This is a genomic window from Maritimibacter harenae (assembly GCF_009882975.1).
In the GTDB taxonomy this organism is placed as follows: Bacteria; Pseudomonadota; Alphaproteobacteria; order Rhodobacterales; family Rhodobacteraceae; genus Maritimibacter; species Maritimibacter harenae.
On the sequence record NZ_WTUX01000012.1, the window covers coordinates 101,368 to 121,627 of the forward strand.

At 68.4% G+C, this 20,260-nt stretch carries 22 protein-coding genes; 8 read left to right on the forward strand and 14 right to left on the reverse strand.

Annotated features, from left to right (window positions below; all coding sequences use genetic code 11):
- Window positions 1–441: a molybdenum cofactor biosynthesis protein MoaE gene (locus tag GQE99_RS10750; protein ID WP_161351611.1), complete on the forward strand. Its 441-nt coding sequence runs from the start codon at window positions 1–3 to the stop codon at window positions 439–441.
- Window positions 442–447: 6 nt separating this feature from the next.
- Here the strand turns inward: GQE99_RS10750 and GQE99_RS10755 are convergent, their stop codons facing one another.
- From GQE99_RS10755 to ubiA, 3 genes are all read right to left on the reverse strand, one after another.
- Window positions 448–774 (reverse strand): hypothetical protein, encoded by a 327-nt coding sequence (locus GQE99_RS10755; RefSeq protein ID WP_161351612.1) that lies wholly within the window; start codon window positions 772–774, stop codon window positions 448–450.
- Between the two features lie 6 nt (window positions 775–780).
- Entirely contained in the window at window positions 781–3,093 is a 2,313-nt protein-coding gene (locus tag GQE99_RS10760; protein WP_161351613.1) for an OmpA family protein, read from the reverse strand.
- Between the two features lie 65 nt (window positions 3,094–3,158).
- Window positions 3,159–4,127, reverse strand: a complete 969-nt coding sequence (gene ubiA / locus GQE99_RS10765) for a 4-hydroxybenzoate octaprenyltransferase (protein ID WP_161351614.1) — start codon at window positions 4,125–4,127, stop codon at window positions 3,159–3,161.
- A gap of 11 nt (window positions 4,128–4,138) precedes the next feature.
- On the opposite strand from ubiA, the gene GQE99_RS10770 reads away from it, so the two are divergent.
- Genes GQE99_RS10770 through GQE99_RS10780 form a run of 3 tightly spaced genes read left to right on the forward strand, consistent with a single transcriptional unit; the run spans window position 4,139 to window position 6,820 of the window.
- Complete coding sequence (locus tag GQE99_RS10770) at window positions 4,139–4,864, forward strand: 16S rRNA (uracil(1498)-N(3))-methyltransferase (protein ID WP_161351615.1); 726 nt, start codon at window positions 4,139–4,141, stop codon at window positions 4,862–4,864.
- A 21-nt stretch (window positions 4,865–4,885) separates the two neighbouring features.
- Window positions 4,886–5,422, forward strand: a complete 537-nt coding sequence (locus tag GQE99_RS10775; protein WP_161351616.1) for a hypothetical protein — start codon at window positions 4,886–4,888, stop codon at window positions 5,420–5,422.
- Window positions 5,423–5,449: 27 nt separating this feature from the next.
- Window positions 5,450–6,820, forward strand: a complete 1,371-nt coding sequence (locus tag GQE99_RS10780; protein ID WP_161351617.1) for a glutamate--cysteine ligase — start codon at window positions 5,450–5,452, stop codon at window positions 6,818–6,820.
- A 4-nt stretch (window positions 6,821–6,824) separates the two neighbouring features.
- Here GQE99_RS10780 and GQE99_RS10785 read toward each other — a convergent pair whose 3' ends face one another.
- The 10 genes from GQE99_RS10785 to GQE99_RS10830 form a co-directional block, all read right to left on the reverse strand.
- The gene (locus tag GQE99_RS10785; RefSeq protein ID WP_161351618.1) at window positions 6,825–7,286 is read right to left on the reverse strand and encodes a DUF805 domain-containing protein; all 462 of its coding nucleotides are present in this window, start codon (window positions 7,284–7,286) and stop codon (window positions 6,825–6,827) included.
- 3 nt (window positions 7,287–7,289) lie between these two features.
- The gene (locus GQE99_RS10790; protein ID WP_161351619.1) at window positions 7,290–7,670 is read right to left on the reverse strand and encodes a DUF805 domain-containing protein; all 381 of its coding nucleotides are present in this window, start codon (window positions 7,668–7,670) and stop codon (window positions 7,290–7,292) included.
- Window positions 7,671–7,754: 84 nt separating this feature from the next.
- Window positions 7,755–8,207, reverse strand: a complete 453-nt coding sequence (locus GQE99_RS10795; protein ID WP_235917194.1) for a DUF805 domain-containing protein — start codon at window positions 8,205–8,207, stop codon at window positions 7,755–7,757.
- Between the two features lie 94 nt (window positions 8,208–8,301).
- Complete coding sequence (plsY, locus tag GQE99_RS10800) at window positions 8,302–8,907, reverse strand: glycerol-3-phosphate 1-O-acyltransferase PlsY (protein WP_161351621.1); 606 nt, start codon at window positions 8,905–8,907, stop codon at window positions 8,302–8,304.
- A 10-nt stretch (window positions 8,908–8,917) separates the two neighbouring features.
- On the reverse strand, window positions 8,918–9,358 hold the full coding sequence (locus GQE99_RS10805; protein WP_161351622.1) for a GNAT family N-acetyltransferase: 441 nt from the start codon (window positions 9,356–9,358) through the stop codon (window positions 8,918–8,920).
- On the reverse strand, window positions 9,355–10,620 hold the full coding sequence (gene pyrC, locus GQE99_RS10810) for a dihydroorotase (protein ID WP_161351623.1): 1,266 nt from the start codon (window positions 10,618–10,620) through the stop codon (window positions 9,355–9,357). Before pyrC ends, GQE99_RS10805 begins: the two co-directional genes overlap by 4 nt.
- A complete protein-coding gene (locus GQE99_RS10815; protein ID WP_161351624.1) occupies window positions 10,617–11,165 on the reverse strand; it encodes an aspartate carbamoyltransferase catalytic subunit in 549 nt (182 codons plus the stop codon). The genes pyrC and GQE99_RS10815 overlap by 4 nt, the downstream gene beginning before the upstream one ends.
- Window positions 11,162–11,554: a hypothetical protein gene (locus GQE99_RS10820; RefSeq protein ID WP_161351625.1), complete on the reverse strand. Its 393-nt coding sequence runs from the start codon at window positions 11,552–11,554 to the stop codon at window positions 11,162–11,164. Before GQE99_RS10820 ends, GQE99_RS10815 begins: the two co-directional genes overlap by 4 nt.
- The gene (locus GQE99_RS10825; protein ID WP_161351626.1) at window positions 11,551–12,105 is read right to left on the reverse strand and encodes a hypothetical protein; all 555 of its coding nucleotides are present in this window, start codon (window positions 12,103–12,105) and stop codon (window positions 11,551–11,553) included. The genes GQE99_RS10820 and GQE99_RS10825 overlap by 4 nt, the downstream gene beginning before the upstream one ends.
- Window positions 12,102–13,058 carry an aspartate carbamoyltransferase catalytic subunit gene (locus tag GQE99_RS10830; protein WP_161351627.1) on the reverse strand — a complete coding sequence of 319 codons (957 nt, stop codon included), beginning with the start codon at window positions 13,056–13,058 and terminating at the stop codon, window positions 12,102–12,104. The genes GQE99_RS10825 and GQE99_RS10830 overlap by 4 nt, the downstream gene beginning before the upstream one ends.
- 120 nt (window positions 13,059–13,178) lie before the next feature.
- Here GQE99_RS10830 and GQE99_RS10835 point away from each other — a divergent pair, with 120 nt between their 5' ends.
- From GQE99_RS10835 to GQE99_RS10850, 4 genes are all read left to right on the forward strand, one after another.
- Window positions 13,179–13,976, forward strand: coding sequence for a uracil-DNA glycosylase (locus GQE99_RS10835; protein WP_161351628.1), 798 nt, complete (start codon window positions 13,179–13,181; stop codon window positions 13,974–13,976).
- A complete protein-coding gene (gene moaB / locus GQE99_RS10840; RefSeq protein ID WP_235917195.1) occupies window positions 13,973–14,503 on the forward strand; it encodes a molybdenum cofactor biosynthesis protein B in 531 nt (176 codons plus the stop codon). Before GQE99_RS10835 ends, moaB begins: the two co-directional genes overlap by 4 nt.
- 104 nt (window positions 14,504–14,607) lie before the next feature.
- A complete protein-coding gene (locus tag GQE99_RS10845) occupies window positions 14,608–16,077 on the forward strand; it encodes an efflux RND transporter periplasmic adaptor subunit (RefSeq protein ID WP_161351630.1) in 1,470 nt (489 codons plus the stop codon).
- 3 nt (window positions 16,078–16,080) lie between these two features.
- The gene (locus GQE99_RS10850; protein WP_161351631.1) at window positions 16,081–19,437 is read left to right on the forward strand and encodes an efflux RND transporter permease subunit; all 3,357 of its coding nucleotides are present in this window, start codon (window positions 16,081–16,083) and stop codon (window positions 19,435–19,437) included.
- On the opposite strand, the gene GQE99_RS10855 is transcribed toward GQE99_RS10850, so the two are convergent.
- On the reverse strand, window positions 19,434–20,231 hold the full coding sequence (locus GQE99_RS10855; protein ID WP_161351632.1) for a protein-disulfide reductase DsbD domain-containing protein: 798 nt from the start codon (window positions 20,229–20,231) through the stop codon (window positions 19,434–19,436). The genes GQE99_RS10850 and GQE99_RS10855 overlap by 4 nt on opposite strands.
- Window positions 20,232–20,260 lie beyond the last annotated feature (29 nt).

Here is a 20,260-nt window from a genome sequence, read left to right on the forward strand (position 1 = left end):
ATGCCGACGATCCGGGTCCAGTCCGCGCCCTTCTCGCTGGGCGAGGAATCCGAGGGCTTCGCCGCCGGCCGCACGGAAACCGGCGCTGTGGTGACCTTTACCGGACTTGTGCGCGACACCGGCGGCATCAGCCGGATGGAGATCGAGCATTATCCCGGCATGACCGAGAAGGCGATCGGCGACATCGTGGACGAGGCGATGGGGCGCTGGACCCTCGACGATGCGCTGGTGATCCACCGCCACGGCACCCTCGTACCGGGCGACCGGATCATGATGGTCGCCACCGCCGCACGCCACCGCGCCGCGGCCTTCGAAGCGGCCGAGTACCTTATGGATTACCTGAAATCCCGCGCACCGTTCTGGAAGAAGGAATACGGCCCGGACGGCGCGGAATGGGTCGCGGCCAAGGACGAGGACGAGGACGCGCTGTCGCGTTGGTAGGCCGGCTCAGGCCTGGTTCTGACGCTCGATATAGGCGCGCAGTTCCTCGGCTTCCTGCCGGGCCGCACGCAGCCCGTCCATCGCCGCGCGAAGCTCTGCCTCGGTCTGGTGCTGCTGGTTCGACAGCTCCGTCTCGCGCTGCTGGAGATACGTGATCGCCTGGTCCCGGGTCTCTTCCGCGTCATGCAGGGCCTGGGCCATGCGGTCGAGCTCGCCCATGTCCGCCCCTGACACCCGCGAGAACCTGTGGATCAGCCAATGGGCGAACCACCCGAGCGCAAATGCAATGAAAAGAATGATCGCCGTGACGATGATGAACTCGGCTCTGTTCATGTGTCCCTATCCCTCGCGATCCGGTCGCGGCGGGGCGCGCACGCCCTCGAGCTCCGGATCCACCACGACCGCCGGCGGCAGTTCTTCGCCGACTGTCCCAGTCTCGTTGGTTTCGTCAACCCCTTCCCCCGGGGTCTCGTCCGCCGCCGTTTGATCGGCGGTCGTATCTTCCGTCTCGTCCCCGGCCGCTGTGGCATCCGCGTCGGCCTCGGCAGTCGCCGTGTCTTCGGTGTCCTCGGCGGGGGCCTCTTCGGTCTCGGCAGTCGCATCCGACGCGGTTTCGTCGGCCGCCTCGGTCTCCCCGGCGCTCTCGTCCGACGCAGCGTCATCACCACTGCCTTCGTCACCGCTGCCGGTATCATCACCAGCCTCGTCGCCGCTGCCCTCGTCGGCATCCGCCTCCGGCTCGGCCTCCGCCGATGCTTCCATGAGGTCATCGGGGCGCGGGCGCGGGCGCAGCTCGGACAGGTCAAGGCCGGAAGGCTCGCCTTCGATCAGCGGCTCGCCCTTCAGTTCGCGTTCGGTGATCAGGCGGAACTCGATGCGGCGGTTCGCCTCGCGGCCCGCCTCGGTCTCGTTGCTCGCGATCGGCTGCTCTTCGCCGTAGCCATGCGCAATCATGTTCGAGGTCAGGATGCGGCGCGCGAGCAGCGCGTTCAGGACCGAGTTGGCCCGTTGCTGCGACAGCGCCTTGTTCAGGTCCTCGCTGCCCTGGCTGTCGGTGTGGCCGCCGATCTCCATCGGCACGTCGGCGCAATCCTTGAGGATGTCGGCGATGGCGTCGATCGTGTTGCCCGCGCGCGCCTCGATCTCGACGGACCCGGGCGCAAAGGTGATCTTCTCCTCCGCGATCGTCTCGTTGATCATCGCGACACATTCCTCGGGTGACGGCAGCGATGCCTTCGGATCGAGCGCCTCGTCATAAGCGACGTTGACGCGGAAATCCTGCGCGTCGCCCAGCTGCTCGGAGAGCACGCGCGAAATCTCGGCGCTGGCGCCCTCGTCCCCGGTGCGCCCCCGCAGCTCCACGAGGTCGGGCTGGACCACGGCCACGCCATTGTCGAGATGCGACAGCGCCTCGATCGCGGCCAGCACGCGCACCGACCAGCCGGCGGGCAGCGAGTTGTCGAGCCGCGCGGCCATGTAGACGTTGCCGATCCCGAACCGGGCGCGCGCCACGCTTTCGGTGATGGACCGGTTCTGTTCGTCCGTCAGCCGGCCGCGGATCTGCACGAGCCCTTCCGGGCTGAGGGTGGCCATGAACTCCGGCGTGCCCTCGGCGGCTTCGCCCTCGGTCTTGGTCGAGTGGAGCGAGAAGACCTCGGGCAGGTCGGCTTCGAGCTCACCCACCACGCGGTCGAAATTCTGCTGCTCCACGCTGGCGGCCGCCACGAGCGTCACGTCGGCATCGGAGAAGGTGATCGTCCCCTCGCCCAGCTCGCGCACCGCCTGTACGCCACGCGCCACGGCATCGGGCCAGTCGGGCGAGGGCACACCCAAGCCGATGGTGCAGTTCGGTCGTCCCTTCACGCCGGCGGCGATCCCGGCGGCCACGATCTTGACCCGTCCCGGCTCGGTCCCCGCCGTGCAGGCATCGAAACGCGCACCCTCGTCGTCGATGACGAAACGCGCGGTGAATGGCGTGATGACGGGCCGGGGGGCCGAGATGTTCAGCGCGACGCGCAGACCGCCCGGCGCGCTGCGGGCAAGATCGCGTTCCCAGCCGTCCTTCTGCGCCGCGCTGTCCGCGATCGCCTCGATCGTGACCCGCCCGGTATCCATCGAGATCTTGGAGCGCGGCAGGTCCTCGAGCGCGGTCAGCGCGAAGTCGAGTGCCGCGGGCCAGCCGTCCGGCACATCGTAGTCGGCGGTCTCCAGCAGGTCCGCGACCTCTTGGTCGGGAGTGATCTTCTGGACACGGGAGAACAGAGCCTCGCGGTCCGTCGACGCCGGTATGAGCCCGATCATCGAGATTCCGCCGTCGTTGCGCAGGATTTCGACCGAGAAGCGCGGCGGTTCGATGCCTTCCGCGGTGGGCACGTCCATCTGGTCGATCACGCGGCTCGAATCCACCTCGCCCCCGGCCACGGACAGCGCGGCGAAGCGGTCGGTTTCCGTGGGCGCGGTGCCGGTCAGGATGAGTTGCAGACCGTCGGTGTGGACCTTGGCCCAGTCCTGCCCTTCGAGCATCAGTGCTTCTTCCACGGTGGACTTGGATACGCGTTCGATCACGCCGACCGAGCTGACCGCGGCGACCAGCGCAAGCAGGGCCGCAAGAACGAAAATCCCGGGAATCAGGAGGACTTTGGAAAACTTCATGCCGGTTGGAATTTGTCCGTGTTTCGGTCGCCTGTTTCCTTAAGTGGCTTTGTCACGAGGCGCAATCAAAGCAGGAGTGCGACGGCAAGAAACGGCACAGGCAGGAGGCCCGCGTTCCGGTTCGACCGAAAGAGCATGAGGCAGGTATCCGGATCGTCCATGTCGAGCGTGCGCAATTGCCACGACAGGTGCCATCCCATCGCCCAGGGTGCAGCCAGCGCCACGACCAGCGCGACCGGCGTGGCATTGGGCAGGAAGGCCAGGATCACGGCGAGCGTCATGAGCACGACGCAGCCGACGAGGAAGGCCAGAAGCCAGCGCGGCGTCGTGTCGCCGAACAGGCGCGCGGTGGACTTCACACCGATCAGCGCATCGTCCTCCTTGTCCTGGTGGGCATAGACGGTGTCGTAGAACAGCGTCCAGGACATGCCGGCGAGGTAGAGCACCACGGCAGGCCAGGCCAGCGTTCCGGTATGCGCCGTGAAGGCCAGGAGCGCACCCCAGTTGAACGCGATCCCGAGAAAGATCTGCGGCCACCAGGTGAAGCGCTTGGCAAAGGGATAGATGGCAACCGGGCCCAGCGCGATGATGCCCAGGAGAATGGCGGCCGGATCGAAGGTCAGAAGAATGCCCAGGGCGATCAGGCATTGGAGCACGAGCCACGCCATCGCCTGCGTGACGCTCACGGCGCCCGAAGGGATCGGGCGCGACCGCGTGCGCGCGACGGAGCCATCGATGTCGCGGTCGGTGATGTCGTTCCAGGTGCAGCCCGCCCCCCGCATCAGCGTTGCGCCGATGGCGCAGCCCACGAAGATCCACAGGTCGTGCCAGGACGCGCGGCCGTCGTATCCCATGCCAAGCAGCAGGCCCCACCAGCAGGGCAGAAGCAGAAGCCAGGTGCCGATCGGCCGGTCGGCGCGCGACAGGCGCAGGTAGGGTCGCAGGAACGCGGGGGCATAGCGGTCCACCCAGTTGCCGGTATAGGCATCGGCCACCTGCCCCGTCGCCTCTGGCGTCTCGCCGCCTGCCGCCATAACGTGCCCCCATGTTCGAACGTGCAAAGATCCGGCTCTTTGTAGAGCACCCGCTGGGCGAGGGGCAAACCATTCCTCTGGCCAAGGACCAGGCGCATTACCTCTTCGGCGTCATGCGGCGCGACCAGGGGGACCGCGTGGCCCTTTTCAACGGCCGTGACGGGGAATGGACGGCGGAGATCGTGGAGGCGGGAAAGCGCGCGGGGACGCTGTCGTGCCTCGGGCAGGCGGCCCCGCAGCTCGACCCGCCGGACCTCTGGCTACTCTTCGCCCCGATCAAGAAGCAGCGCACCGACTTCATCGTGGAGAAAGCGGCCGAGATGGGGGCGTCGCGCATCGTGCCGGTGCTGACCGAGTTCACCAATTCCGAGCGGGTCCGCGTGGACCGGTTGCAGGCGCACGCGGTCGAGGCGGCCGAGCAATGCGGCGGCACGTTCGTGCCCGAGGTGGCCGAGCCCGTGAAGCTCGATCGCCTGCTCGACGCGTGGGACGGCAGCCGCCACCTGATGTTCTGCGACGAAACCCGCGCGGGCGCCGCATCGGCCCTTTCGGGCGAGCGCGACCGACCCTGGGCGATCCTGATCGGCCCCGAGGGCGGTTTTTCGGAGACCGAGCGCAAGCGCCTCGCCGCGCTGGACGCCGCGGCGCCGGTGAGCCTCGGCCCCCGGATCCTGCGCGCCGACACGGCGGCGGTGGCAGCGATGACGCTGTGGCAATCGGCGCTGGGGGACTGGTGACATGACCGGGGGAACCGCGCCATGAGCTTCGTTCGACCCGAGGCCGCCGCCGGACTTGCCCGCTGGCGCGAGGCGCTGATCGGCGGCGCGGTCGCGGCGCTGGGGCTCTACTGGGCCATCGCGAGCCTCGGCGTAATCCGCTGGATCGGCGTGGTCGTCGCGCTCGCCGGTGCCGCGCTCCTGTGGTCCGGCGTTCAGCGCGCACGCTTCCGCACCGGCCAGGGGGGCCTCGGCGTGATCGAGTTGGACGAGCGCCAGATCACCTATCTCGCCCCCGTGGGGGGCGGCATGGCCTCGCTCGACAGCCTGACGCAGGTGTCGATCATCGCGAGCCGCGCGGGCGGCGCGTTCTGGCGGCTCGACACCGGCGGCGAGCGGCTTTCGGTTCCGGCCGCCGCCGAGGGCGCGCGGGCGCTCTTCGACGTGCTGACCGCCCTGCCCGGCGCCCGGATCGAGACCGCGATCCGCGCGCTCAACGACCCGCCCGAAACCCCCGTCACGATCTGGCGCAAGGGGCCGGGCTTGGTTGACACGCCCCCGTCAATCGCACACTCGTAACTCCCGAGACAGTCCAGAGGCGCGAACATGTCAATTCCCCAGTCCGGCGGTGGCCTGATCACCGACCATTCCCAGTTGGCCGGCTATCTCGAAGCAGGCTGCAAGCCGAAGGACGACTGGCGCATCGGCACCGAGCACGAGAAATTCGGCTACTGCAAGGATACGCTGAAGCCCCTGCCCTACGAAGGCCCCCGGTCGATCCGTGCGATGCTCGAAGGGCTCCGTGACGCCTATGGCTGGGCCCCGGTCGAGGAGGGCGGCAAGCTCATCGGCCTGGAAAAGGACGGCGCGAACGTGAGCCTCGAGCCGGGCGGGCAGCTGGAGCTTTCCGGCGCGCCGCTCGAAACGATCCACCAGACCTGCGACGAGTTGAACGAGCACCTGCGCGAAGTGCAGGACATCGCCGACAAGATCGGCGCGGGCTTCATCGGGCTGGGCGCCGCACCGATCTGGACCCATGACGACATGCCGGTCATGCCCAAGGGGCGCTACGCGCTGATGACCGATTACATGGGCAAGGTCGGCAATCTCGGCACGCAGATGATGTACCGGACCTGCACGGTGCAGGTGAACCTGGACTTCGCCTCCGAAGCGGACATGGTGCAGAAGTTCCGCGTGGCGCTGGCATTGCAGCCGATCGCCACCGCGCTCTTCGCCAATTCGCCCTTCCTCGAAGGCAAGCCCAACGGGCACAAGTCCTGGCGCTCGCGCATCTGGCGTGACCTCGATCCGGCGCGCACCGGGATGCTGCCCTTCGTGTTCGAGGACGGCATGGGGTTCGAACGCTACGTCGACTACGCGCTCGATGTGCCGATGTACTTCGTCTACCGCCACGGCAAGTACATCAACGCGCTCGGCCAGTCGTTCCGGGACTTCCTCAAGGGCGAGCTGCCCGCGCTGCCCGGCGAGAAGCCGACGCTCAGCGACTGGGCGGACCACCTGACGACCATCTTCCCGGAAGTGCGCATCAAGAAGTTCATGGAAATGCGCGGGGCCGATGCGGGCCCGTGGCGGCGCATCTGCGCCCTGCCGGCTTTCTGGGTCGGAATCCTGTACGACCAGTCCGCGCTCGACGCCGCGTGGGACATGGTGAAGGGTTGGGACGCTGAAACGCGCGAGGCGCTTCGCGTGGCCGCCAGCGTCGACGCGCTGGACGCCGAGATCGGTCCGCTCAAGATGCGAGACCTCGCCACCCAGGCCCTCGACATCTCGCGCTCGGGGCTGAAGGCGCGCGCCCGGCCCGGCTTCGGCGGCATGGTCCCGGATGAGCGGCACTTCCTGAACACGCTGGAGGACAGCGTCGAAGAGGGCCGCACGATGGCCGACGAGCTCCTGGAGAAATACCACGGGGAGTGGGCCGGCGACCTGTCCAGGATCTACGGCGAATACTCCTATTGAGCGCTCACGCGGGCGGCGGGCCGAACCGGTTCGCCCCAGGGCTGCCCGGGGCCAGCAGCCAGACCGCGAACCACAGCATGATCGGGGCCGAGACCGCGAAGATCGGGATCATCGGCCCGTAACCGCGCGTGACCCACAGGCGTTCGAACACGCTGATCGCCACCACGGCCCCGACCGGCAGCACGGCCCAGAGACCGGAGCGACCGGTGTCGTGCAGCCGGCGCGCCACGAACGCGGCCATCGGCGTGACCGTGGACAGGAAGAAAAGCCAGGACAGCCCGCCGACCAGGAGTGCGAGCGCCCCGCCGTCCCCCGCCACGGGGCGCGTGGCGTTCACCAGCACGTAGTTTCCAAGGCTGAAGACGAGCATGAACCACAGCGTCGGCGCCCGCGCGCTCCGGCCGGAGAAGGTGGCATAGTTCGCGAACCCGGCCCGCACGGCCGCGACCGGCCCGCGCGCCGTCATGGCTCAGGCGCCCGTGGCCAACGGGTCGGGCCCGTATTCGTTCGGGCCGTCGGTGCCCTTCTGGGCGGCCCAGTAGACGATCACGATGAACCCGATCAGCGGGATCAGGAACAGAAGCTGCCACCAGCCAGAGCGGCCGATGTCGTGCAACCGGCGCGCGGTCACCGCGATCGACGGGATGATCGTGATGAGCGAGAAGATCGCCGAGAGCGGCCCGATGTCCTGAAGCACGCCCTCGAACAGCGCCGTGTCGATCAGCGACAGGATCGCGGACACGATGACGACGAACAGGATGAACCACCAGAATTCCGACCGGCGCGCACGGCCATTGAACTCGACGTATTTCTCGCGAAGTACCGTCTGAACGGCGGTTTTCATGTCCATTGGGCAGCCTCCATCGCGCAGGGTCGCGCTCGTGAAATCAAGGGGCGGCAGATGCGCCGCCCCGTCTCTTTCGTACGTCCGGTATCAGACCTTCGGGATCGAGGTCTCGGCGTAGTCCGCCTCTCCGCCAGCGTCGCCGCCACCCGACCCGTCGATCGGGTCGTCGCCGAAGCGGTTGCGCCCGCGGTCGCCGCCGGTCGCGAACCACACGATCAGGATGATCGCGCCGATCAGCGGGATGAACCCCAGGAGCAGCCACCAGCCGGAGCGGTTGGTGTCGTGCAGGCGGCGCACGCCGACAGCGATGTAGGGAATGATCGTTGCCAGCCAGAAGATGCCGGACAGGATCGGCGTGTCGGTCTCGGCCGAGAAGCTGGTCTCGGTCGTCGTGGTGGTGCCGAACAGCACCGAATCGATCAGCCCGAGGATGAAGTTCACGATGATGTAGAAAAGTACGAACCACCAGAATTCCGCCCGCCGGGCCCGGCCGGTGAACGTGGCGTATTTGGAAAAGACGGTCCGGACCGCCTCCATCATGTTCATTGTCCCCAAGCTCCCTGTTTCAAATCCCTTTGCCCCTCAGTTTGCCTGACGAGTGGGAAAAATCAATGTTTCTGCACCATTACCGGGGTCATTTGCGTCCGATCCGGCTTTCGCTGCCATCGAGGATGCGGCGGATGTTCTCGTGGTGGCGCACGAAGATCAGCACGCCCAGCGCGACGAGGAGAACAACCATGCTGGGAAAGCCCAGGAGCCAGGCCCACAGCGGCGTGAGCAGCGCGGCGACGAGCGCGGCCAGGCTGGAGATGCGGAAGATCGCGGCGGTGGCGAGCCAGGTGGCCCCGGCGGCGAGAAAGACGGGCCAGGCCAGCCCCAGCAGCGTGCCGAGCCAGGTCGCGACGCCCTTGCCGCCCCGAAAGCCGAGGTAGACGGGGAAGCAATGGCCCAGGAAGGCCGCGAAACCGGCGATCTGCGCCGCGTCCTCGGCCAGCACCGCGCGCGCGATCACCACCGCGATGCCGCCCTTGCCCGCGTCCAGCACCAGCGTCAGGAACGCCGCGAGCTTGTTGCCCGTGCGCAGGACGTTCGTGGCCCCGATGTTGCCCGAGCCGATCTTGCGCAGGTCGCCCAGGCCGAAAAGACGTGCCATGACCATCCCGAACGGGATCGACCCGGCGAGGTAGGCCAGAAGCGCGGCCAGCGCGAGGAGAGGCAGGGATGTGACGATCTCGGGCATGATGTCTCCGTCAGAGGTCGATTTCCATTCGCGGCAGCATCCGGTCGGGCCAGGTCTGCGACGGCACCTCGCCCACCTGCCGCATTCCCATGCGCAGGTAGAAGTCCGTGGCGAACGGGTCCGCGTCCAGCCCGAGCACCTTGGCGCCGTGGCCGCGCGCATGGCCCTGCGCCCAGCCGAAGAGCGTGCGTCCGATCCCCCGCCCCATCGCCTCCGGCGCGATGAAGAGCAGGTAGAGCTCCGCCGCCTCGCCGTCGATGGTCACATGGGCGAACCCGCGCGGCGCGGTGTCCTCCCACATCACCAGCCCGGCGCCGATATCCGTTTCGGAGGGGCAAAGCTCGTCGCGGCAGGCGGCGAGGAAATCGGCCTCGTACCCCCAATGCGCCTTCGAACGCATGGCGATGTCGCCGAGTCGTGGAAGATCTCCGCGCCGCGCCTGCCGGATCATGGCGTGAATACCCGCTGTCCACCGACCCAGGTGCCCAGCACGCGGCCCTGCATCCGGGCCTCGTCGAACGGCGTGTTCTTGGACTTGCTCTCCAGCGTGAAGCGATTGAGCACGAAGGGCGCGTCGGGGTCGAAGAGGACAAGGTCGGCGCGCCGCCCCTCGGCCAGCGTGCCCCCCGGAAGGCCGAAGCGCTTGGCCGGGTTGGTCGACAATGCGCGCCACAGCGTCGGCAGGTCCATCGACCCATCATGCACCAGCCGCATCGCCGCCGGCAGGATCGTCTGAAGCCCCACCGCGCCGCTCGCCGCTTCCTCGAACGGCAGGCGCTTGGATTCCTCGTCCTGCGGCGTGTGCATGGAGCAGACGATGTCGATCAGGCCCGAGGCCACCGCCTCCACCATCGCCAGCCGGTCGTCCTCGGACCTGAGCGGCGGCTTCAGCTTGAAGAAGGTGCGGTAGTCGCCCACGTCGAGCTCGTTCAGCGTGAGGTGGTGGATGTTCGCCCCCGCGGTCACGTCGAGCCCCGCCTCCTTGGCCCGCTCCAACGCGGGCAGCGCGCGGGCGGTCGAGATGTTGTCGGCGTGGTAGCGCACGCCGGTCATCTCCACGAGCGCGAGGTCGCGCTCGAGCCCCATGCGTTCGGCCATCGGCGACACGGCCGGCAGGCCCCGGAGCGAAGCGAACTTGCCCGAGGTCACCGAGGATCCGGCGGTCAGCGTCGGATCCTGCGGGTGCGCCATGATCAGCGCGCCGACGGAGCGGGCATAGGTCATCGCCCGGCTGAACACCTTGTTGTCCGCGATCACGTGGTCGCAATCGGTGAAAGCCACCGCGCCCGCGTCCATGAGAAAGCCCATTTCGACCATCTCGCGCCCCTCGCGGCCCTTGGTCAGGGCAGCCATCGGGTGGACGCGCACCGGCGCGCGTTCCCGCGCGCGGCGTTTCACGAAGTCGAGCGTCTCGGGCGTATCGATGGCGGGCGTGGTGTCGGGCCGCGTGACCATCGTGGTCACGCCGCCGGCCGCGGCCGCGCGCCCGGCGGTGCGGAAGCCCTCCTTGTGGCGCTCCCCCGGCTCGCCGATCTTCACGCCGATGTCGATGATCCCCGGCGCGAGGCACTTGCCGTTGCAGTCGATCACCTCGCCCGCGGGCCGGCCGTCGCGGGCGATGATCGCCCCGTCCTCGATCGTGAGCGAGCCCATCGCGTCGGTGCCCGCCACGGGGTCGATCAGCCTTGCGTTGATGAAGGTGCGGATGGTCATGCGCTCTCCCGGATCATCGTCTCGTCCACTTCCTGCGCCCGGCGCACTTCTCGCATCACCTCGGCGCCGTTCTCCAGCCGCTCGAACCCGACCTTGACCTTGTAGCTGCGACCCTTGCTGCCGCGCTTGAACTCTTCCGCGAAATTGATCGTGGCCGGTGGCCCGGCCCGGTAATCGATCACGGTCGTGGGCCCGATCGGGTAGCTCTTCAGCGTCTTCCCCTTGAGCGGCATGTCGGTGGCGATGAAGGCGCGCCGGTCGGTCAGCGTGTACCAGCTGTGGCGCCGCTTCCAGGTGTTGCCGTAGATCGCCCAGGCCGACAGCGCGATGCCGACGCTGAAATGGATGAGTCCGAACATCCAGAACGGCCCGTCTGCCGAGGCCGCCATCACCATCCAGAAAAGCGCGAAACCTGCGAAGAAAAGGCCGAAGATCGCACTGACAACGTTGCCCGCCCCGAAATGGAACCCCTGCCCGGGGCGGCCCTGCCACAGGATTTCTTCACCCTCGTCGAGGATGCCCTCCCAGCCCGGCGGCGTGCTCATGCGCGCGCCTCCCGGATCGTGTCGGCGGTTGCGCCGGGGTCGGCCTGGTACTTGATCATGTACTTGTCGCCCGACCGGGTGATCACCTGGGCCGCGGAGAAGATGGTGCGCACGTTCTCGATCTCGGCGCGCGGGATGATCACGCCGGCGGGCGAAACCAGGTTGTGCTCGGTCAGGGTCCATTCCTGCCCGATCTGCTCCGAGGCCACGTAGACGCCGCGCACGCCGATCGCGGCCACAGCCCCCACGAGCCCGGTCCAGGGGTATTCGTTGCCCAGCGCCATCAGGATCGCCACCGCCGCCACGGCGCCCAGCGCGGCGAGCATCACGTGTTCCTTGATGTAGGTCGACCGGTTGCCCGAAAAGGTCGCGATCACCGCGTCGTTCATGCCAGCCCCCACAGGATCGCGGCCAGCACGATCAGGCCCAGCAGGCCGAAGCCGAGAATGCCCCAGGGAAAGCGGCGCGTCTCACGCCCCTCGGTCGTGCCGCCGGCCACCTGGCCGCGCGTCACCTCGCGCGCGGGCTGCGGGGTCGAGGCCGTGAGGCTCACTTTCTCGCTGTAGCGCCCGACGAAGCGGGCCGGGCCGGACGGCTCGAACTGCCCGTCGCGCCACGCGACCGCCTTGCCGTGCACCATGACGATCACGCCCGCCAGCGCGGACAGCACGGCTTCGTCCCGGGCCACGCTTTCCGCGCTCATGCCGTTCGCCTCGGTCAGGTAGCGCACCATGCCGTATTCCGCGATCGCCTCTTCGGCGAACACCTCGACCTGCGACGCGTCGAGCGCCTTGACCCCCAGCGCCTCGGGCAGCGGCCATTCGCCCTTCGCATCCGGCGCCTTCCAGCGGTCGATCCGGGCCGGGTCGATGTCCAGCTGGAACACGAAGATCGTTCGTGCGGCGCTTTCGGTCGGGAAGGTCAGGTCGTCCCGTTTCATGCCATCATCCCCGCTCCATCCGCCGTCTCGCGCAGGTTGCGCGCCAGCAGGTCCATCGCCGCCATGCGCACCGCGACGCCCATCTCGACCTGCTCCTGGATCACCGAGCGGTTGATGTCGTCGGCGATGGTGCCGTCGATCTCGACCCCCCGGTTCATCGGGCCGGGATGCATGACGATCGCGTCATCCTTGGCACAGGCGAGCTTCTCGGCATCCAGCCCGTAGCGGTGGTAGTATTCGCGCTCCGACGGGATGAACCCGCCATCCATCCGTTCGCGCTGAAGCCGCAACATCATCACCACGTCCGCGCCCTCGAGCCCCGCCTTCATGTCGTCGTAGACCTCGACCCCGAACTGGTCGATCTGGCTGGGCATGAGCGTGGGGGGGCCGACCAGCCGCACCCGGTTCTCCATCTTGCCCAGGAGGATCAGGTTCGAGCGCGCCACGCGGCTGTGGGCGATATCACCGCAGATCGCGATGGTCAGCCGGTGAAGCCGTCCCTTCGCACGCCGGATCGTGAGCGCATCCAGAAGCGCCTGCGTCGGATGTTCGTGCCGCCCGTCGCCCGCGTTCAGCACGGCGCAATTCACCTTCTCGGCCAAGAGATTCACCGCGCCGGAATGGGGATGGCGCACCACGATCAGGTCCGGGTGCATGGCATTCAGCGTCAGCGCCGTGTCGATCAGCGTCTCGCCCTTTTTGATCGACGAGGCCTGCATCGCCATGTTCATCACGTCAGCCCCCAGCCGCTTGCCCGCGATCTCGAAGCTCGCCTGCGTGCGGGTGGAGTTCTCGAAGAACATGTTGATCTGGGTGAGCCCGGCCAGAACCTCCCGCCGCTTGTTGGGCGAAGCGTTCAGGTCGACATAGGTATCGGCCAGATCCAGAAGCGTCGTGATCTCGGCCGGGTGAAGCGGCTCGATCCCCAACAGGTGACGGTGGCGAAATGTCATCGGCGGCCCCTTTCGCCCCTGCTTATAGGAAGGGGGCGGATAGGGAGCAATCCCCGGTGGCCCCGCAGGACCCGCGAAGCGGCATGGACGCCCCCCGCGCCCCGGCATACCTTGTGCGGCATGGAATCGGCTCTGGATTGGCATCAGGCGAAAGCGCTGCTCGAATGGTATGTCGAGCTGGGCGTGACCGACACGGTCGCGGAGGCGCCGATCAACCGCTACGAGGTGACGCCGGAGCCCGCGAAACCCGCGGCCCCCGCACCGACGGCCGCCAACGACGCGCCGCCGCCCGCGGCGACGCCGAGCGCGACCGACTGGGTCGCGCAGGCCAAGGCGCAGGCGGGGGCGGCCGCCGACCTCGACACGCTGGCAGAAACCCTGCGCGGCTTCGAGGGTTCGCCGCTCAGGAAGGGTGCGCGCTCCTTCGTCTTCGCCGACGGCAACCCCGCCGCGCGCGTCATGGTCGTGGGCGAAGGCCCCGGTGCCGAGGAAGACCGCGAAGGGCTGCCCTTCGTGGGGCGCGCGGGCCGGCTGCTCGACCAGATGTTCGCGGCCATCGGGCTCGACCGCCGCTCGCCGGATGCGCAATCCGCGATCTACATCACCAACGTCGTGCCGTGGCGCCCGCCCGGCAACCGCAATCCGACGGCGGACGAGATCGAGATGTTCACCCCGTTCCTGCTGCGTCACATCGAGCTGGCCGACCCGGACGTGATCGTGCCGATGGGCAACATCGCCCTCACCGCGCTTCTGGGGCGGCAGGGCATCACCCGGCTCAGGGGCCAGTGGCAGACGGTGCTCGACCGCCCCGCCATGCCGACGTTCCACCCGTCCTTCCTGCTGCGAAACCCGGTCGCCAAGCGCGAGGCATGGGCGGATCTCCTCGACATCCAGGCGAAATTGAGGGATCTCGCATGAGCGAAAAGAGTTTCATCCCGGTCCGCATCGCGGTGATGACGGTCTCCGACACCCGCACGAGGGACGACGACCGCTCCGGCGACACGCTGGTGGGCCGCATCGAGGCGGCGGGTCACGTTCTCGCCGACCGGACCATCGTGAAGGACGAGCGCGAGGTGATCGCGGCCAAGCTCCGCGACTGGTGCGCCAACCCGGACATCGACGTGGTCCTGAGCACCGGGGGCACCGGGCTGACGGGCCGCGACGTGACGGTGGAGGCGCATCGCGATGTCTACGAGAAGGAAATCGACGCCTTCGGGACCGTCTTCACCATCGTCTCGATGCAGAAGATCGGCACATCGGCGGTCCAGAGCCGCGCCACCGGCGGCGTGGCGAACGGCACCTACCTCTTCGCCCTGCCCGGCTCCACCGGGGCCTGCAAGGACGCGTGGGACGAAATCCTGGTGCACCAGTTCGACTACCGCCACGCGCCATGCAATTTCGTCGAGATATTTCCCCGTCTCGACGAACATCAGCGACGGAAATGAAGCCACCGGCCGTTTGAGCGCGTAACAGGCTTGTCAAAACTGCCCGATGGACTGTTTCACCGGGCACGGGCACAGTATTGCAGCAAAGCTGAACGGTTTCACATATGCGCTTTCTTCGCCGGTCGCTCGTCGGCCTCTTTCTCGTCTCGCTGACCGTCGCCGCGCTGGGTCTTGCCGCCTACGTGGTGCGCGATGCCGTGCAGACCCGCATGGCCCGCGACGGCGGCTCGATGCCCGCGCGTGAACGGGTCTACTCGGCGGACGTCGTGACGGTCACACCGGAAACCGTGGCCCCCGTCCTTGAAGCCTTTGGCGAGGTCATCTCGCGCCGCACCCTGGAAATCCGGGCGCGCACGACGGGCACCGTGGTCGACCTGGCCGACGCCTTCGTCGAGGGCGGGCGGGTTCAGGCGGGCCAGATGCTCGTCACCATCGACCCCACAGACCTCGAGGATGCCGTCGCGCTGGCCCGCGCCGACGTGGCCGAGGCCGAGGCGGAGGTCTCCGACGCCAAGGCCGCACTCGCACTGGAGCAGGACGACCTCGCAAGCGCCCGCCGGCAATACGAACTGCGCCAGACCGCGGCGAACCGCCAGCAGGACCTGCTCGACCGTGGCGTGGGGCTCGCGGCAGAGCTCGAAAACGCGCGGCTCGCGGAGAGCACCGCCGAGCAGGCCGTCCTCGCCGCGCGCTCCAACCTCAACGCCGCCCGCGCCCGCGTGTCGTCCGCCGAGATCGCGCTGGAACGCGCCCGCATCGCCCTGGCCGAGGCCGAGCGGCGTCGGGACGAAGCGACGATCACCGCCGATTTCACCGGCGCGCTGGCCGACGTGGCCGCGCTCGAGGGCCGACTCGTCACCGCCAACGAACAGCTCGCCACGCTGGTCGACCCCGACGCGCTCGAGGTCAACTTCCGCCTGTCCACCGCGCAATACACGCGGCTTCTGGACGAGGACGGCGACCTGATCCCCGCAGAGGTCACGGTCAGCCAGGATGTTTCCGGCATAGACCTGATCGCGACCGGCAGCATCGCGCGCGAAAGCGCGGCGGTCGGGGACGGCCAGACCGGCCGGCTCATCTTCGCGTCGCTGTCGAACCCGGCCGGCTTCCGCCCCGGCGATTTCGTGACCGTGCGCGTGCGCGAACCGGCGATTGCGGATGTGGCCGCGCTCCCGTCCTCCGCCGTGTCGTCAGGCTCCACCGTACTCGTGCTGGGCGACGAAGACCGGCTTGAAGAAGTCCCCGTCGACGTCGCGCGGCGGCAGGGCGAAACCGTGCTGATCCGGGTCGGCGACCTTGCGGGACGCGAGGTCGTGGCCGAACGCACCCCCACGCTGGGCGCGGGCATCCGCATCCGGCCGCAGCGTGCGCCCGCCGACGGTGCCGAGGCCGCGACGCCGGCCATTCCCCAGACCATCACGCTCGACGACGACCGGCGCGAGCGCCTGATCACCTTCATCGAACGCAACCAGATGATGCCGGACGAGGCCAAGGCACGCATCCTCACCCAGCTGCGCAAACCCGAGGTGCCCGCGAGCATGGTCGAGCGCATCGAAAGCCGCATGGGAGGCTGATCGATGGTGACGCGTCCCGGTTCCGGCGGCATCCTGTCCTACTTCACCCGGCACGCCACGGTCGCGAACCTGCTGTTCGTGCTCCTGATCGTGGCCGGGGCGATGGCGCTGCCCAATATGCGGGCGCAGTTCTTTCCCGACGTGATCGTCGACGACATCCGCGTGACCGTCGCATGGGAGGGCGCGGGCGCCGAGGACGTGGACGCGGGCATCATCCAGGTGCTGGAACCCACTCTCCTGACCGTGGACGGTGTCGACGAAAGCTCGTCCCGGGCGCGTGAAGGCAGCGCCTACATCCGGCTGGAATTCGAACCGGGCTGGGACATGGCCCAGGCGATGGACGACGTGCAGGGCGCCATCGACACGGTCACCAACCTGCCCGACGCGGCCGAGGATCCGAACGTCTCCGGCGGCGGCTGGTCAGACCGGGTTACGGACGTGGTCATCACCGGCCCGGTGGGCACCGACCAGCTCGCCCGGTTTTCCGACGAGATGGTCGCACGCCTCTTCCAGGAAGGCGTGACACGCACCGAGATAAACGGGGTCGTGGCGCCCCAGACCGTGGTCGAGGTCGAGACGGCCGACCTCGTGCGCTACGACGTGACGATGGCCGAGATCGCCCAGGCCATCGCGGGCGAGGCCGAGGCGAGCCCGGCGGGCAACGTGTCCTCCGGTGCGGCGCGGGTGCGGGCCGGGGTCGAGAAACGCAGTGCCGAGGAGATCGCGGCGATCGTCCTGCGCTCCGAGCTTGACGGGAGCACGCTCACCATCGGCGACGTGGCCGACATCCGCGTCGAGGGCATCGACCGCGAACGCGCCTTCTTCGTGGGCGACAACCCGGCCGTCACGATCCAGGTCAACCGCAACGAGGCGGGCGACGCCATCGGCATCCAGCGCACGGTCGAGGCTGTGGCGGCCGAGATGATGTCGACCCTGCCCGAAGGCGTGTCCATCGACCTGGTGCGCACCCGCGCGGAGCTCATCACCGGGCGCCTCAACATCCTGATGGACAACGGCCTGATGGGCCTCGGGCTGGTGCTCATCACGCTGTTTCTCTTCCTGAACGCGCGCACCGCGCTCTGGGTCGCGGCGGGCATCCCGGTGTCGATGCTTGCGGCGGTGGCGATCATGTATGCCTTCGGGCTGACGATAAACATGATCTCGCTCTTCGCGCTGATCATCACGCTGGGCATCGTGGTGGACGACGCCATCGTGGTGGGCGAACATGCCGACTTCCGCGCGCGACGGCGCGGCGAAGGCCCCGTCGAAGCGGCGGAGAACGCCGCGCGGCGCATGTTCTCGCCGGTCTTTTCTTCGACCCTGACCACCATCATCGCCTTCTTCGGCCTCGTGCTGATCGGGGGGCGTTTCGGTCAGTTCATCGCCGACGTGCCCTTCACCGTGATCGCGGTGCTCACCGCCTCGCTCGTCGAGTGCTTCCTGATCCTGCCCAACCACATGTCACACGCGCTGGCCCATGCCGCGAAGGAGCACTGGTACGACTGGCCTTCGCGACAGGTGAACAAGGGTTTCCGCTTCGTGCGCGACCGCCTGTTCCGGCCCTTCATGGGGCTGGTCGTGCGTGCCCGGTTCGCGGTGCTTGCCGCCGCGATCCTCGCGCTCGCCACGCAGGCGGCGCTCTTCATCCGGGGCGACGTGCCGTTCCGGTTCTTCAACGCACCGGAACGGGGCACCGTGACCGGCAACTTCGCGATGGTGAACGGCGCCACGCGCGAAGACACGCTCGATTTCCTGCGCAAGCTTCAGGCCGCGATCGATGCGACCGGGCAAGAGCTGGAGGAAGAGCACGGGCGCAACCCGATCACCTATGTCCTGGCCGAGATCGGCGGCTCTTCGGGCCGCGGACTCGCCAGCGCCGACGACAAGGAACCCGACCAGCTCGGCTCCGTCACGATCGAGCTGATCGACGCGGACCTGCGGCCCTATTCCTCGTTCGAATTCGTCTCGATCGTGCAGGACGCGGTGCCCCAGCACGCGCTGCTCGAGGAATTCACCTTCCGCGGCGGGCGCTTCGGGCCCGGCGGGGACGCGCTCGACATCCAGCTGATCGGGGCGGACAACGACACGCTGAAGGCCGCGGCCGAGGCGCTCAAGACCGCGCTGGGCGAATACCAGGAAACCTCGGCGCTCGAGGACAGCCTGTCCTACGACAAGGAAGAGCTCGTGCTGGAGCTCACCCCGCAGGGCCGCGCGCTGGGCTTCACCATCGACGAAGTGGGCCAGGTGCTGCGCAACCGGCTGTCGGGGATCGAGGCGGCGACCTACCCGGACGGCATGCGCTCGGCCGCGATCCGGGTCGAGCTGCCGGAGGACGAACTCACGCTCGCCTTCCTCGAACGTTCGCAGCTGCGTGCCGCGTCGGGCAGCTATGTAAACCTCGCCGACATCGTGTCGATCACCTCGCGCACGGGCTTTGCCAGCGTGAACCGCGAAAACGGGCTGCGCGTGGTCGAGGTGACGGGCGACCTGGACGAAGAGGACGCCGAACGCGCCGAGGATATCCGGCTGGCGCTGGAGCAGACCATCCTGCCCACCATCGCCGAGGATTTCGGCGTCGACTATGTCTTCGCGGGTCTGTCCGAACAGGAAGACGAGTTCCTGTCCGACGCGCTGGTCGGGCTGATCATCTGCCTCGTCGGCATCTTCATCGTGCTCGCCTGGATCTTCTCCAGCTGGACCCGGCCGCTCGTGGTGATGGCGATCATCCCCTTCGGCCTGATCGGCGCGATCTTCGGGCACAACGCCTGGGATATCCCCCTGTCGATGTTCTCCGTCGTCGGGCTGATCGGCATGGTGGGGATCATCATCAACGACTCGATCGTGCTGGTGTCGACCATCGACGAATACGCCGAAGAGCGGGGCATCATCCCGGCCATCATCGACGGCACCGCCGACCGCCTCCGCCCGGTGTTCCTGACCACCGCGACCACGGTGCTTGGGCTTCTGCCGCTCCTGTTCGAAGGCTCGCAACAGGCGCAGTTCCTCAAACCCACGGTGGTGACGCTGGTCTACGGCCTGGGTTTCGGCTTCGTGCTGGTGCTGCTGGTGGTGCCCGCGATCCTCGCCATGCAGGAGGATGTGCGCCGCCAGGTCAGCGCCCTGCGATACGCGCTGGCCGCGGGCCGGCGCGCACCGTGGCTCGCGCGCATCCTGGGCACCGCCGTGGCGGCGGTGGCAGCGCTGTTCGCCGTGACGATGGGCTGGGTGCTGGTCACCGGGCACCTGCCCGGCGGGGGTGGCAGCATCGGGCTGGCGGCGGCGCTGTTCGTGGCAGGCGCGGCGCTGGTGTCGCTCCTTGCCTACGCGGCCGCCTTCGTGATGCGGCCGCGCCGCGTCTAGTCGAGCGGACAGCCCCGGATGTCGACGGCCCGGCCATCGGCGAGCACGGTCAGGCGCACGTCGTCGCCCGCCACGTCGAACGGCTTGCCATCGGGGGGCACCATGTCGGCCGCAGCCACGAGCGCGCCGGAACCGGTGCGGTCGGTGGAGGCTTCGGAGACCCAGATCGCCGGGTCCGCGGCCTCGATCACGACGGTCTCGTCCGGCCCCAGCGCGGGCATCTCGATCCGCGCTGTCAGGCGGACGCCGTCGGCCAGGTCCTCGCTCTCGCAGGACGCGGTGACGACACCGGCGGCTTCACCCGATTCCGGCAGGTTGGCGAGCGCGGCCAGGATCGCAGGGTCTTGCCCCGCCGTGCCGCCGCCCAGCACCGCGTCGAGCTCGGCCTCGAGCGGCACGCAGATCTCTTCGCAGATCCCGACGAGCAGGTCGGCGTCGACCCGGATCGGCTCCCCGGGCCGGGTGGGCTCTAGCTCCATCGGCAGCACGAGTTCGTGCTTGTAGCCGACCGTGGTGACGTTGCCCTGGCGGATCACCTGCGGCACCGGCCAGTGGAACGTGACACCCGCGATATTGTCGGAGCGCGACCAGTCGACCTCGGGCGGGATGCCGCCATCGCCGGGCGCGCGCCAGTAGGTCTTCCACCCGTCCGACAGGGTGACGCGGATCGCGGCCATGTGGTTGCCGTTCTCCATGCGCCAGCCGGGCAGGAGCGTGACGTCCGCCGGCCGGGGCTGCGCGAAAGACGGGGCTGCAAGGGCGCACAGGAGCGCGAGGAGTGATGCTGATTTCATCGCCATGCCCCCCGATATAGCCGCTGCGG